Here is a 14,813-nt window from a genome sequence, read left to right as displayed (position 1 = left end):
TTTTTAGGATATCTGTTTTTTAGAAAAACTATAGGGAAAACTGTTTACATAGTTTGCTTTGGCAATTTGACAGCAGTAAAGCTAACTACTTATATTCGAAGATTCGCTAAGCGTCTCGTTTTGCCATCGGTCGCGTTTGACTGATTTCATAAAGGCATGCATTTTGCCAACGTCTTTTTTGCCTTTATCAGACTCAATCCCACCGCTGACATCAACGGCATAAATTGGTAAGTCATAAGTGGCAGCGACATTATCGGCATCAAGTCCACCGGCTAAGATAATCGGTAGTGAGCTGTCATTCGGTATCAGACTCCAGTCAAAGCGTGCGCCTGTACCGCCATACTTATGCTGATGGTAGGCATCTAGTAAAATGCTGCTTGCGCCTGCTGCGGCAAAACTGTCAATTTGCATATTCACACTCTCAAGCGCATCCTGTTCAGTATTGACACGCAACGCTTTAATCCAACGTTTATTGACGAGATTTGCCAGCTGACGGCACTGCTCGGGCGTTTCATCGCCATGAAATTGGATAATATCAAAAGAGACATGATTTGCCAGTTCAATAAGCTCATCTTCAGGCATATTGACGACCAAAGCCACCACACTGATAAAAGCCGGTACTGCAGCACTCAATATTTGCGCCTGCTCGATTGTAACCGCACGAGGACTTGGCGGATAAAATACAAAGCCAATGGCGTCCGCATTGAGTTTAACAGCAGCTTTAATATCATCAAGTTGAGTAAATCCACAAAACTTAACGTGCATGAGGTAACCTTGCGAAAGACTGAATATGATGATTTGTTAATAAAGGAGCAAATCAATTGCATCCAAAAACTTATCCTAGCATACTTTTATTCATAGTTTTGTTTATGATTGCGATTGATTAATATGGGAATAGATGAATGTCTAAAACGGCGGTAGCGATAAAAAATAATTCACACAACAAAGTCGAGGATAGTCATCAGTTTCATTATCTCATGTGGTTTCGCCGTGATCTACGCGTTCATGACAATACTGCTTTGGCTGCCATTTGTGAGCGTGCAAACGAAGACAATGCTCAGCTCAGCGCGGTATTTTTTCTTACCCCTGAGCAGTGGCAGGCACATGACATGTCGCTTACACAGCTTGATCATATTGCGCGAACACTTCCTATCCTCGCAGAAAAACTGCATCAGTTGAACATCATTTTAACCGTGCAGGTCTGCCCTAGTTTTACTGATTGTATAGTTACGTTGAGCGCATTATGTGAGTCAAATAATATCAGCTGCGTAATGGCAAATCATGAGTACGAAGGTAATGAGGTTGCGCGGGATGAACTGTTAACCAAACAACTTGCAAACAACGAAATTGAGTTTATCCGCTGGCATGACCAATGTATCTTACCACCGAAAAGTATCACTACCAATGATGACAGCATGTATCAAGTGTTTACCCCATTTTATAAAAAATGGCGGCATACCTTGGAGGTTAGTGACATACAAATTCATACAGCACTTGCCATCATAGATAATAAACAAGTTAATTTAACATTATCAGAACACAGTGCAAACACTACTCAAGATATAGAAGCATTGTGCAAAAAAACTGTCCACGACTATCAAGAATATCTACAAACTCATGAATCCTATCAAAATATAGATACGGACAAGCAAATTAGCCAAGCGCGCCTTGCTTATCCTGCTGGCGAAGCGGAAGCCTGTCATCGATTAGAGCACTTTATCGCGGATGATATCGATAACTATGATGTGAGCCGTGATGTGCCGAGCTTACAGGCGACCAGTCAATTATCAACCTATCTTACTATTGGCGCAATCAGTCCCAGACTTTGCTACTTACAAGCTACTCAGGCACTAGGGAAATTACGTAGAAATGATGGTGACAACTTTGACAGCGGTGACAATAACGACATCAACCGCTGGATAAGCGAGCTGGCTTGGCGAGATTTTTATCGCCATGTTTTAGACTATAAACCTGAGCTTATCCGCCATCAAGCTTATAAATATGAGACTGATAAGAAAATCAACTGGTCATATGATGAAGATGCTTTTGCAGCATGGCGTGAGGGCAAAACGGGTGTGCCATTAGTCGATGCAGCGATGCGCTGCCTTAATGCGACAGGCTTTATGCACAATCGCTTGCGCATGGTTACCGCGATGTTTTTGACCAAAGATTTATTGATTGATTGGCGCTGGGGTGAGCGTTACTTTATGCAACAGCTGATAGACGGTGACTTTGCGTCTAATAATGGTGGCTGGCAGTGGAGCGCATCAACAGGTACAGATTCTGCGCCCTATTTTCGTATTATGAATCCCTTTAGCCAAGCTAAAAGCCATGATACTGAGGGAATATTCATTAAGACTTGGCTGCCTGAATTAAAACCGATTCCTACCAGCATTTTGCATAGAGAGGATAAAATGCGCAAGGCTCTGAGTAAGAATGGTACCTTTGCAGATATTGATTATCCTGTGCCAATCGTTGAGCATAAACTGGCACGACAATTAGTGATTGCTGAATTTAAAAAAGAGTAATATCTATAGTTAAAATATCTCAAAAAACGCTACAGTGCTGCTGGTATAAATTTTCTGCAGCCTCTGTCTGCGTAGGCACAGCAAGCAAGAAAAATGAATATCAGCAGTACTTGATGTATCGATATTACTTTTCCCTGACTATATAGTCAGATAAAAATAAAAATGTTATGAACATTTAAACGCGCTATTGGTATAAATTTTACTGGCGTGCTGCGTTCCCAGAGGCTGCGCAAAATTCATACCAATAGCGCTATAACACTTTCGTAATAAACTCACTATACAACCATTATCTGCTGAGAATTGGTTTGGTTATTTGTTAACCGTAGCAGTCGCCGATGCTGAAGCGACTAACGGCATTTGACACGAGCCAGCACCTTGCGTGGTGACCGTCACTACTGCGCCAGTTAATGCAAATAACTGCTGTAACTGAGTTTGCGCGTTATCTAACGCCATTGTCATGACATCACCGCGGCAAGCACGTTCAAGCACCTCGGCTTTTGCCATGCTTTGTGCTTGTTTTAGAATTTTTGGATCGACTTGCATCATACCAAAAGCCCCCGTTTGCCAATCGTAAATCTCGATATCATCTAGATAGACTGAAAATATCTCTGATGGCGGCAGCGTAATATTAATTTGGGGCATAATAGAAACGGAGGCATTAACATCAGCGTTTTCAGCATCATTTACTTCCGACTCGGTAGGCTGTATCACTTGTACCATCTCAGGTGTCAATGCGCTCAAGTCAATGCCCGCCTCTACGCGACCACGAGCAATAAATAGCGCCTTTTGCTCGTCTTGCCATAGCTTCATCCAACTGCCTGAACGCTGACTAGTAATCACCGTATCAACGCTGAATGCCACCGTCTCCAAACGATTCAACTTCTGAATTTGTGTCACCACACCCTCACGAGTGATGGTTTCTATGGGCTCTTCTTTGGTAATATTCTGCACAGTATAGATAGCGAAAATGACGGCTGCGAGACTAGCAAGCAATACGATCCACGACATCATAGCGATAGATTTTTTCGCTTTTGAATCAGTCGTATCAAGAGGATTTCGATTATCAGAACTGTTCATATAAACACCTTTATGGTTTTATCATAATTTTATCGATTATTTTTATAACTATAGTCTATTCCAAATAGAACAGATACGTTATATTCCAACGCGGAACTGGGATGAATTTTTTTAATGCTGAATTCACTATACCTATCATTGGAACTACACAAAAAATCACGTACTAAATAATAAATGCTATTTTTAAGCAGCAACTTCAAGTAATGACTACCAATACCCTACATAATCACTCATGATGTCATCTTCAAAAAACTTCTTTTTATTTGCTATAAATACATTTAGAACTGGTAAATAATCGAGTTATAGCTGTCTCATTCAGCCCTTTAAGTAACCTTCGCTCTGAAAAAACAAAAAGTCATTGCGTCTTAGGCGAACTTTACCTAACATAGTCAGGTTGTATGCTTAAAATATCGGTATACAGGTATTTTTCGAGCTTTATGCTAAAAACAGTGCTCGATGAAGTCTGATATTTTTATACAAAATAATATGTTATATCCTTTTTTAAATGCTGTTTACGAACGCACTGCTCACTAGCGTACTGTCTGTTGTAGTGCTTTCTAGCTAGGGCATGTCCTACACTATTACCAAGTAATAACAGGTAATCTTGCGTCGGCTATCAAACCACACGCTCAACATCCTACTATTTCTTATTTATTTTATCGTCGATAAGGTTCCGCTTTATTTATGAAAGCCAGTCAATTTTTATTTGCCACGCTAAAAGAAACACCCAGTGATGCAGATATCGCTTCAAGCCAATTAATGGTTAGAGCCGGTCTGATTCGCAAAATCGCTTCTGGATTATATATCTGGTTGCCAATGGGTTTGCGCGTATTGCAAAAAGTCGAGCGTATCGTTCGCGAAGAGATGCAAAATATCGGCGCTCAAGAAGTGCTTATGCCGATGACTCAGCCTGCTGAACTTTGGCAGCTGACCGGACGTTTTAACGACTATGGTCCTGAGCTACTACGCTTTAAAGACCGTCATGACCGCGATTTTGTATTGGGACCGACGCACGAAGAAGTCATCACCAATCTTGCCCAAGGCGAGCTGCGCAGTTATAAGCAATTACCGATTACTTTTTTTCAAATTCAAAATAAGTTCCGTGATGAGATTCGTCCACGCTTTGGTGTGATGCGCGCACGCGAATTTACCATGAAAGATGCTTATTCCTTCCACGTTGACCAAGCATCACTGGCAAAGACGTATGATGAGATGTATGACGCTTATACGCGCATATTCACGCGCTTAGGTCTTGATTTCCGTGCTGTACAAGCAGATACTGGCTCAATCGGCGGCTTTGCCTCACACGAGTTTCATGTCCTAGCAGACAGCGGCGAAGATGATATTGCTTTCTCTGATTCGTCTGAGTATGCTGCCAACGTCGAGCTTGCAGAATCTGTGAGTATGGCAGAACGCCAGCCTGCAACGATGGCTCGCGAGAATATTGATACCGTCAATATGCCAACCTGTGAAGCCGTTGCTGAGCACTTAAACGTTCCGCTTGCTACAACTGTCAAAACATTGATTGTGCAAGGTCATACACCAGAAGGTGAGCCACAGCTTATCGCTGTGGTATTACGCGGCGACCATACACTAAACACCATAAAAGCCGAAAAAATTGAAGAAGCCAATGTCCCTTTAATGATGGCAACGGAAGAAGAGCTAAAAGCCGCTGGTCTGCATAAAGGCTATATCGGCGTTGAGCTTAATATGCCCGTCTTTGTAGATCGTGCAGCAGCGGCATTGTCCGACTTTGTCTCTGGCGCCAATGAAATTAACAAGCACACGACAGGTATGAATTGGGAGCGTGACGCGCATATCACCCGTATTGTTGATATTCGCAATGTACACGAAGGCGATCCTTCTCCTGATGGTAAAGGTACGCTACAGATCAAACGTGGTATCGAAGTCGGTCATATCTTCCAGTTGGGTGATAAGTACTCACAAGCGATGAACTGCACGGTATCAGGCGAAGATGGCAAGCCGGTCACTTTGATGATGGGTTGTTACGGTATTGGCGTCAGCCGTATTATCGCTGCTGCTATTGAGCAAAACAACGATGAAAACGGCATTATGTGGCCATCAACACCAGATATTAGTGATTCTTTAGCACCTTTTGAAGTCGCTATCGTGCCAATGAAATCAAAAGAAGACACCGTTATGGAAACAGCAACGGCATTGTACGAGGAGCTAAAAGCTCTTGGTATCAATGTATTGCTTGATGACCGTAATGAACGCCCAGGCGTGAAGTTTGCTGACCTTGAGCTGATTGGGATTCCGCATCGTATCGTAGTATCTGACCGTAACTTGGCAGAAGACAAGTACGAATACGTTAATCGCCGTGATAGTGAAAAGCAACTACTTAGCCGTGATGAAGTAATTGCTAAAGTCAGCGGTAAATAGTGCAACGATAAAATTAGTACCATAAAAAGCGCCTATCTCAGTATATGAGATAGGCGCTTTTTTATTCTTAGAGGTTTATTTAAAAACCATTCATAATGCTTTTATTATTGACGAATCAAACGACTAGGCACAGGCAATAATGCAATATCGCTGACACGACAAGGATTGATATCAATACCACCTCGACGTGTATACCAAGCACGAACCATGAGCTCACTTGGCTCATAGTATTGACTCAAATCAGCAAATATCTGCTCGACACATTGCTCATGAAAGCCATTATGCTGACGGAAACTTAATATATAACGCAGCATATTTGCGTTATTAACTGGCTTATTACTGGTTATCGAAACTGCCAATGTCCCCCAATCTGGCTGATTGGTCACCGGACAATTACTACGTAATAGATTAGAATAAAAGCTAAAAGTTTTACCCTCTGATATTTTAGCATCACTTGTATTACGTTCTAATAATGACGCATCAGGATGCAGCGTTAATGCTACTTTCTCAGTACTGTCCGCTAGTGCATCATCAATACAAATGCCATCAGGCTGAGCGATCAATAGCCCTGAATGCTCATCCTCTAAGTCAAACAATTCAACATTAACTTCAGCTTGTACGCATTTCGACAAATCTTTCGCTATCAGCGTTTGTACTGTTTCCAAACTACCAAATTCAGTAAAGTTGATACTATTTAGATAAAGCTTCAATGACTTTGATTCAACAATAAATGGCGAGCTTGCCGGAATGCCAAAGCGTGCTATCGCAACCTGCGATATACCTTGCTCATTTAACCATGACAGCTCAAATGCCTGCCACCAATCGAAACCTACCTCTAGCTTATCATCCTGCCAACCAATGACCTCTCGCCCCATACTACGAGCAATCGGATATAACGTCTCTGGACTATACTCAGTTGGATAATCAGTGGTTTGTTCACCCAAGATACCGTGGATACTCATTGGTATTTCCTAATAGTAATGATTGAAATTAAATAACATTTAAAGTTTTAGTAAGATTATTAACCAGTTCAAGTGCTCGAACGGGATGAAAGATTTATATAAACCTTATTCTTCCTACAGACGTACGCGCGAGCCGTCACTTAATAGTCGATAGGCAATGGTATAAAATATCGCACAAAAAGCAAAAATAGCACCCATTGAATACCAGACATTGACGTCAGAATAGCCCAAAATCCCGTAGCGGAATGAGTTGACCATATAAACGATTGGGTTCAATAATGAGATATTTTGCCAAAATGGTGATAAGTTTTCCATCGAGTAGAACACCCCGCCAAGATATGTCAACGGCGTTAATACAAAACTTGGAATAATGGAGATATCATCAAAAGAGCGGGCAAATACAGCATTAATAAAGCCGCCCAATGAAAACAGAATAGAGGTGCCAAGGACAGTAAATATGGTCACAAATAAATGTTCAATACCCAAATCAGTAAAGAACAGCGCCACGATCGAGACAATGATACCAATCGCTAATCCGCGGAAAATACCACCGCTGATATAGCCCATCAAAATAGCATGTTTTGATACGGGCGAGACCAAAAGCTCCTCAATACTGGCGGTGAATTTGGCACTAAAAAAGCTTGAGACCACATTAGAATAGCTGTTAGTGATGATTGCCATCATAATCAAACCAGGCACGATAAATTGCATATACGGCACACCGCCCATTTCACCCACACGTGGTCCAATCATCTTACCAAAGATGACAAAATACAGGCTCATGGTAATGACTGGCGGCAATAACGTCTGCGGCCAAATACGTAGAATCCGGCGCACTTCTTTAACCAAAATAGTGCGAAATGCAATCCAGCGTTGTGCAAAGTTCATGCGGTATCTCTCCTAAGCGCCTATGCTTGCTAGAGTAAATAGTCTCTAGTGTAAACAGAGTTGCCTATCTGATTATTCTATTTAATATACATGTTGAATGAAGACTTATTAATACGGTCTTATTATTCATAAAAATTTGTTATAAAGCCCAACTTTCAAAGGTAGCTAATGCTAAAGAGCTACGAGCTTAAAGGTTCATGTAGGCTTTTATCTACCAGACGCATAAACAGCTCTTCTAAGCGGTTGGCTTTATTACGCATACTCGCGACCGTAATACCTTGCTCAGACAATTGAGTAAAGACACCATTTAACGACTCACCTTCTGTCAATGTCACCTCAATCGTCAAATCATCCGGCTGCACGACATCCGTCACACCAGTTAATACTATTTGATGTGTTAACGGAGTCGCCACATCAAAGACAAAAGTCTCAACCGATAACTGCGCAAGCAAGTCTTTCATTTCAGTATTGATACGAATTTCACCGTGATCCAAAATCGCGATACGCTTACACAGCTGCTCAGCTTCTTCAAGATAATGCGTAGTTAAAATAATGGTGGTGTTTTCCTCAATATTAATCTGCTCCATAAACTCCCACATTGAGCGGCGTAGCTCAATATCTACACCAGCAGTCGGTTCATCCAATATTAATAGACGTGGCTTATGTATGAGCGCCCGTGCAATCATCAATCGACGCTTCATACCACCTGAGAGCTCACGCGATTTGCTGTCACGTTTGTCCCAAAGTCCCAAAGCTTTGAGCAACTTCTCTGCACGCGGTTTTGCTTCCTTTGCTGCAATGCCAAAATAGCCTGCTTGAGTAATAAGAATATCTTCAACTTTTTCAAACTGATTAAAGTTAAACTCTTGCGGTACTACGCCCAAAAATTGCTTGGCTTTTGAGGGATCAGATAACAAGTCCGTACCAAAGATATGGACACTACCCGCTGTTGGTTTAAAGAGCGAGCTAATGATACCAATCATCGTTGACTTACCAGCACCATTTGGTCCCAGTAACGCAAAAAATCCCCCTTGCGGAACCGTAAGACTGACATCTTTTAATGCCGAAAATCCGTTGCTATAAGTTTTGGATAAATTCTGAATCGATAGTGCTGGTACTTCAGACATGAATACCTCTTTATGAATGATTAATCTAAAAAATGCTGTATCAGCATGCCAATTCTTATAATCGTTGCTGTAGTGTATTAATGTGAGGCTGAAGGGAAGCTATTTCAACGGTGGAATATTATAACGACGACATGAGTCCTATCAATCATATATAAAAAAGCACCTACCTCACTATGAGATAGATGCTTTTTATTTATTGCCTTTTAAAGTGCGATATTAAAGTACCTTAGCAATAAAAACTAGCTGGCTTCACCAACCATATAATCAACGGCATTTTGCACTTCTTCATCAGGAATATCTGCGCCGCCTTTGGCAGGCATAGCATTGAAACCATTGATAGCATGGGTATATAGGGTATCTTTACCTTTTGCTATACGAGGTCCCCAAGCACCCGCATCACCTAACTTAGGAGAGCCAAGCAGTCCTGACGCATGACAAGTTTGGCATACCGCGTTATAGACTGCTTTACCATCACGAGGACCATCGCCTGCAGCTGGACCAGCAGAACGAGCCGTCACGTCACAAACTTCATCTTCTTCAAAACATATTTTGGCAACAGGCTGAATACGAGCAATCAGATTTGGATATAACGCAATCAATTTTTGTACTTGCGGCGTATCTTGTGGAATTGGCTCTTCGACAGCAGCTGGTGCGGCTGCCGCAGTTGCCTCGGCTGGTGCATCTGTTGCTGTCGCGTCTGCTTGTGCAGTTGCATCAGCAGAAGCAGCGCCATCCGTGGTGTCAGCCGCCGCTTGAGGCTCATCACCTAGCTTTTGAGGGGCATTTTCGACAACCTCTTTGCCTTCTGCGACAGCAGATATAGTAACGGGTGTATCTATAGCACTTTCAGCTTGGCTCACAGCGATACTAGCGATTCCTAGAATGGCAGCTGCCGATAACATAACTACTTTTCTCATTCGTCACGTTCTCTTATTACGTATACAAGGGTCAGCATGACTTAGACATTCTGTCTGTCCTCCTTTGACAACAAACCGTTGTCAATAGCAAACAGCCATCCCGCATGCGAGCGCACTTGTAATCGGTGATTATAAATATGGATTCTCCCTGACATTATAAGGGAAAAGACGGGTAGATTGCCATGCCTGTTTGCGGACTATGCTGTTTTTTCTTAAAAAACCTCAATAGCGGGCTTCATTCATTGGCTTTATGACTTTTATTTGTTAGACTAAGCGGTCTTTATTTTTAGGCACTTTTGCGCTCGTAGCTCAGTTGGATAGAGTATCGGTCTCCGAAGCCGAGGGTCGTGGGTTCGATTCCCGCCGAGCGCACCAATCATCGTATTTCGCCATTTCTCAGCACTACCTCAAATCTATAAGACCATTTAAAAAAACCTTGAAGTTTTTATCATTAATAAGCTCGTCTGTTAATAACTATAAAATGTTGTATATATTGTTGTTAATTCCATTTTATGCTGACTTATGACGGAGTGTTACTTCTCCTAGCTAAATATTCGTACCAATCTACTCTGCCTCTTGCAAATTGGCATCCAGTTGCGCACGGCTAGGTACACGCTGATAATTAATCACTGGTATATCACCCAAACGGCGTTGACTAGCAGCAAGCTTGGGGTCGATCGTAATCATCGCGATTTTTATATTTTGTCGAGTAACCAGCAAATGACTGCCCTTTCGTGTCACTCGATAATCAGGAAAATACTGCTTAATCATCTCCGCCGTCTTTTGTAAGGCGTCATTTATCGGTTTTTTCTTATCTCTTGACTTTGTATCATGCAAGTTATTTGGTGCACGTGATTTTGCAAAAAACCATAATCCAACGATAACTGCCATCAATATGACAAGCCACCAAATTCCGTCTATCATAAGAAAGGATATCCATTATTAGCAAGGGTTAGCTTATGTTAGCAGAATTATCATCAGCGTTAATAGAAGAAGTAGAGCGTTCTGCTGAACTATTAGAATCGAAACAGCATATTTGCCTTTTAACTGGCGCAGGGATTTCAGCAGAAAGCGGCATTCCGACTTTTCGTGATAAGCAAACTGGCTTGTGGGAAAATTATCGGGCTGAGGACTTGGCGACACCAGATGCCTTCGCCCGTGATCCAAAGCTGGTTTGGTCATGGTATCAATGGCGCAGACAGCTCGTGGCTAGTAAAAAACCCAATCCTGCCCATACAGCATTAGCGCAATGGCAGTATCACAGTCAATCGACTAATCAGCAACTGACCCTCATTACTCAAAATGTCGATGATTTGCATGAGCAAGCAGGCAGCGCTGTTACCCACCTGCATGGCAATCTATGGCGTAATCGATGCAGTCAATGTCAGACACCTTACACAATCCAATTAAAAAGCGCTTATGACAGCGAGAATAGCATCAGCTTTGATGAAGCTCTAATGACTTGCCAGCATTGTGATGGTTATATCAGACCTGATATTGTGTGGTTTGGAGAGTCGTTACCGATGCGGGCATGGCAGACAGCAGAGGAAGCTGCCGCGAATTGTGATGTATTTATTAGTATCGGTACTTCCAGCCTCGTCTATCCCGCTGCTGGATTGGCACAACTGGCAAAACATAACGGTGCCAAAATTATCGAGATAAATCCTTATCCGACACCAAATACGCTAGTCGATATTACTCTGGCAGCAAAAGCTGGTGCCATCCTGCCAGAGTTGGTAAAAAGAATGGGCATACTATGATATAACTGGCATCCCATTAGCCTACCGCTTGATCGACTCTATTTAAATACTGCTGCTTTAGCTCATCACTGATAAATGACGATCTAAAAGAGTTCTTTACCAAGGTGATAATATCGTCTTCTGTCAGTGGCAAATTCTCGCTGATATTAATAAAGTTCTGATTGATATAGCCTTTAAAATAAGCAGGGTCATCTGAATTGACAGTGATATTTAGACCATAATCTAGCAGCTCTTTGATGTTGTGCTCTTTATAATTGTTAAATACTCTCAACTCGATATTAGAATTCGGGCATACGGTGAGCGGCATCTGCTCATCTTTTAGACGCTGCATCAGCTCAGCGCTTTTGATAGATTGCACGCCATGGTCGATTCTACTGATATCCAATAAATCTAACGCTTCATAAATGTAAGAGAAATCCGCTTCTTCGCCAGCATGGGCAACCAACTTAAAGCCTTCCTCTTTTGCCTTTTTAAATACCTCTATAAACTTCGATGGCGGATTGCCTAATTCTGAAGAATCTAAACCGACACCGATAATATCGTCTTTAAATGGTAATGCTTGCTCTAACGTCTCAAACGCTTCTTCTTGTGATAAATGCCGTAAAAAGCACATGATAATACAAGAAGTAATACCATATTGTGCTTTGGCATCAGCCAGTGCACGTTTGATGCCTGTTATGACTGTCTCAAACGTCACGCCTCTTGCCGTATGCGTCTGCGGATCAAAAAATATCTCTGTATGAATGACATTGTCTTCGACACATTTGAGAATATACTCCCATGTCAAATCGTAGAAATCATCCTGCGTAATCAAGACATTGGCACCGGCATAATAGATGTCTAAAAACGTCTGCAGATTGGTAAAGTTATAAGCATTACGCACATCTTCTATGTCTTTATAAGGAATCTCTATCTGGTTCTTTTTTGCCAATCTAAACATAAGCTCAGGCTCGAGCGAGCCTTCAATATGTAAATGCAGTTCTGCTTTTGGCAGTCTTTTTATTAGATCAATCATAATATTCCAGTATTGGCGTTGTATATCGGTTATTTATTAAATATAGCGATAAGTGTTTAGTGTAATCTTTCATGCTGATGGCCGTAAGGGTTTATTTTAAAAAAACCACCGTATCAGACAACTCATTACCTGATGGGTTTTGCTCCAGATGATAATACTGGCGCAGTACTTGACCAACCTCATCGAGCAATTCAGTCAAGCTTTCTTCTGTCTTCTGATTGGCAATACCGACTACCGCTTTGTCACACATTGCGCGCCAAACTGTTGGGCTAACATGGGCACTGATACCGCGATCAGCGACGATTTCAAGCTTGTGCTCGCAAACATTGACGTATATCAGCACACCAGTATTTTCTTCGGTGTCCCATACTCGATACTCACTAAATAAATCAATCGCACGGTCACGGCAGTCGCTATGATAGGCCTCTTGAATAGGCAAATGATTTTCTACGATCAAAAATACCTCGCCGCGGTGACCTTGCTCAGCAAGTGTCACCCGCTCTGTCAACCGAGCTTTTGCCGTGGGCGTTAACCATTTACTATGCAAAACGGGGATAAATAAGACTTGGCGCCACCAGCGGGCAAAGCTGGATTTTGAAGCGTTATTCTCTGCCATGATACTATTTCCTCAAGTACGTCATTACTAATGGTTATTTAGTGTCTTTACTAGGTAGCTATGAAGCCACTGAAAAACAACGGGCTAATGCTTACCAAGAACCGCCAGCGCCGCCACCACCAAAACCGCCACCGCCACCGCCGAAGCCGCCACCACCAAAACCGCCGCCGCCGAAGCCACCGCCACCGCCCATACCCGGTAGGAATATCATACCACCGCCTCTACCTCCTTTACCGCCGCCAGACCCGCCTTTACCGCCACCGCGTGAAATCAAGAACAGCCATAAAAATATCGCCATAATGATGGTCATAAATAGACCACCGCCCAATGCTAGTGAGCCTGCAACAAAACCACCGGCCGTCAGTACAGAACCGAATACTCGACCAAATATACTGGTAATAAAGCTACCAAATATCATCGCCATGATGAATAGAAAAATAGGAGATGGCAGCTCGTCTGAGCCTTGTTGGGTAGTACGTTCAGCTGCCTGCGCATCGGCACGAGCAAGCACTTCAGGATCAGCAGATAAACGACTTTGTAAGGCTGTTACGCCTGCCAATATCCCTGCTCCATAATTATTTTGCTTAAATAACGGGGTAATATCCTCTCGAATGATGCGATTGACCGCCGCATCTGGCAGTACACCTTCGAGTCCATAACCTGTCAATATATACATATCACGGTCATTGACAGCGACAACCACAAGCAAACCATCATCGATGTCTTTACTACCCAGCTGCCATTTTTCAGCAACTTGCAAGGCATAATCAAAGATAGGCATGCCATTGGTAGTTGGGACAATCACCACTGCTGCTTGTGCCAAACCTTGCTGATAAATTGTACGTAGCTGTGCTTCTAAGCGCTGCTTCTCTTGTGGGTTTAAGATATTAGCTTGGTCAATGACAGGATTGTTTAAAATCAGTTTGTCCGCATCGACACTGTCAGCAGTTGATGTAACAGGGGGACGTTTGGTCGCATTTGCCTCTGCCACACCCTCATTATTGGATGCATTAGGATTGATAGCTTCATTACCGAGTATGGTTTCGTTAATCGCCTCATTGCCTAAAACAGCATCATTAATAGCTTCATTGGATTCAGCGGCTTTTGCAATAGCCACTAAGTCTTCCACACTGCGATTTTGCGTGTTCGAAACGCTGTCTTCAGCAATAGCACTGTCATCGGGCGCCGCATACAATGTAGACGCGCTACCAATAGTAAGGGCGAATAACAACGCTGCTAGGGGTGTTTTTAAATGAGTCATTAACTGTATACCACCTCAAGTCAGATCTTTACTAAATTAATAAATAGAGCGGCAATCAGTAAGTATTTAATCGGTACTTGATGCTCTACCTGTTTTTAATGGCTTAACGATATAAATAGGCTTTAAGAGACGCTTATATTTAATATTAGACGCAACCTATTCATACCAGTAAGAAACGCTAGGACGGCTACACAATTCGTTTAATAGATGAAGCATACCCGCGTGAAATAAACGCATGATTCATCATTATTGACTTGCT

Annotated in this window: 13 protein-coding genes and 1 tRNA gene; 4 read left to right on the top strand and 10 right to left on the bottom strand. The window is 42.4% G+C overall.

Going from position 1 to position 14,813, the window contains the following annotated elements:
- Positions 1 to 81: 81 nt before the first annotated feature.
- Positions 82 to 765 carry a phosphoribosylanthranilate isomerase gene (locus PCRYO_RS02415; RefSeq protein WP_011512834.1) on the bottom strand — a complete coding sequence of 228 codons (684 nt, stop codon included), beginning with the start codon at positions 763 to 765 and terminating at the stop codon, positions 82 to 84.
- Positions 766 to 902: 137 nt separating this feature from the next.
- Here PCRYO_RS02415 and PCRYO_RS02410 point away from each other — a divergent pair, with 137 nt between their 5' ends.
- On the top strand, positions 903 to 2,528 hold the full coding sequence (locus tag PCRYO_RS02410) for a cryptochrome/photolyase family protein (RefSeq protein ID WP_011512833.1): 1,626 nt from the start codon (positions 903 to 905) through the stop codon (positions 2,526 to 2,528).
- Positions 2,529 to 2,837: 309 nt separating this feature from the next.
- Here PCRYO_RS02410 and PCRYO_RS02405 read toward each other — a convergent pair whose 3' ends face one another.
- Positions 2,838 to 3,605: a DUF4230 domain-containing protein gene (locus tag PCRYO_RS02405; RefSeq protein ID WP_011512832.1), complete on the bottom strand. Its 768-nt coding sequence runs from the start codon at positions 3,603 to 3,605 to the stop codon at positions 2,838 to 2,840.
- A gap of 684 nt (positions 3,606 to 4,289) precedes the next feature.
- Here PCRYO_RS02405 and PCRYO_RS02400 point away from each other — a divergent pair.
- Positions 4,290 to 6,008 carry a proline--tRNA ligase gene (locus PCRYO_RS02400; RefSeq protein WP_011512831.1) on the top strand — a complete coding sequence of 573 codons (1,719 nt, stop codon included), beginning with the start codon at positions 4,290 to 4,292 and terminating at the stop codon, positions 6,006 to 6,008.
- A gap of 104 nt (positions 6,009 to 6,112) precedes the next feature.
- Here the strand turns inward: PCRYO_RS02400 and queF are convergent, their stop codons facing one another.
- The 4 genes from queF to PCRYO_RS02380 form a co-directional block, all read right to left on the bottom strand.
- Complete coding sequence (gene queF, locus PCRYO_RS02395; protein ID WP_011512830.1) at positions 6,113 to 6,970, bottom strand: NADPH-dependent 7-cyano-7-deazaguanine reductase QueF; 858 nt, start codon at positions 6,968 to 6,970, stop codon at positions 6,113 to 6,115.
- 114 nt (positions 6,971 to 7,084) lie between these two features.
- A complete protein-coding gene (locus PCRYO_RS02390) occupies positions 7,085 to 7,858 on the bottom strand; it encodes an ABC transporter permease (RefSeq protein WP_011512829.1) in 774 nt (257 codons plus the stop codon).
- Positions 7,859 to 8,037: 179 nt separating this feature from the next.
- Positions 8,038 to 8,985: an ABC transporter ATP-binding protein gene (locus tag PCRYO_RS02385; RefSeq protein ID WP_011512828.1), complete on the bottom strand. Its 948-nt coding sequence runs from the start codon at positions 8,983 to 8,985 to the stop codon at positions 8,038 to 8,040.
- A gap of 239 nt (positions 8,986 to 9,224) precedes the next feature.
- Positions 9,225 to 9,902, bottom strand: coding sequence for a c-type cytochrome (locus PCRYO_RS02380; protein WP_011512827.1), 678 nt, complete (start codon positions 9,900 to 9,902; stop codon positions 9,225 to 9,227).
- Between the two features lie 298 nt (positions 9,903 to 10,200).
- Between PCRYO_RS02380 and PCRYO_RS02375 the strand changes: the two genes are divergently transcribed.
- A tRNA-Arg gene (locus PCRYO_RS02375) sits at positions 10,201 to 10,277 on the top strand.
- 189 nt (positions 10,278 to 10,466) lie between these two features.
- Here the strand turns inward: PCRYO_RS02375 and PCRYO_RS02370 are convergent.
- Positions 10,467 to 10,826, bottom strand: coding sequence for a hypothetical protein (locus PCRYO_RS02370; protein ID WP_011512826.1), 360 nt, complete (start codon positions 10,824 to 10,826; stop codon positions 10,467 to 10,469).
- 35 nt (positions 10,827 to 10,861) lie between these two features.
- Between PCRYO_RS02370 and PCRYO_RS02365 the strand changes: the two genes are divergently transcribed.
- The gene (locus PCRYO_RS02365; RefSeq protein WP_011512825.1) at positions 10,862 to 11,662 is read left to right on the top strand and encodes an NAD-dependent deacylase; all 801 of its coding nucleotides are present in this window, start codon (positions 10,862 to 10,864) and stop codon (positions 11,660 to 11,662) included.
- Positions 11,663 to 11,678: 16 nt separating this feature from the next.
- On the opposite strand, the gene PCRYO_RS02360 is transcribed toward PCRYO_RS02365, so the two are convergent.
- The 3 genes from PCRYO_RS02360 to PCRYO_RS02350 all read right to left on the bottom strand — a co-directional run bounded on the left by PCRYO_RS02360 (position 11,679) and on the right by PCRYO_RS02350 (position 14,554).
- Complete coding sequence (locus PCRYO_RS02360) at positions 11,679 to 12,677, bottom strand: adenosine deaminase (protein ID WP_011512824.1); 999 nt, start codon at positions 12,675 to 12,677, stop codon at positions 11,679 to 11,681.
- A gap of 91 nt (positions 12,678 to 12,768) precedes the next feature.
- The gene (locus tag PCRYO_RS02355; RefSeq protein WP_011512823.1) at positions 12,769 to 13,293 is read right to left on the bottom strand and encodes a TPM domain-containing protein; all 525 of its coding nucleotides are present in this window, start codon (positions 13,291 to 13,293) and stop codon (positions 12,769 to 12,771) included.
- A 91-nt stretch (positions 13,294 to 13,384) separates the two neighbouring features.
- A complete protein-coding gene (locus tag PCRYO_RS02350) occupies positions 13,385 to 14,554 on the bottom strand; it encodes a TPM domain-containing protein (RefSeq protein WP_011512822.1) in 1,170 nt (389 codons plus the stop codon).
- Between the last annotated feature and the right edge of the window lie 259 nt (positions 14,555 to 14,813).

The sequence above is a fragment of the Psychrobacter cryohalolentis K5 genome (assembly GCF_000013905.1).
GTDB lineage: Bacteria > Pseudomonadota > Gammaproteobacteria > Pseudomonadales > Moraxellaceae > Psychrobacter > Psychrobacter cryohalolentis.
Note: the sequence above shows the minus strand (reverse complement) of the source record. Positions and strands in the feature narration are given on the sequence as shown.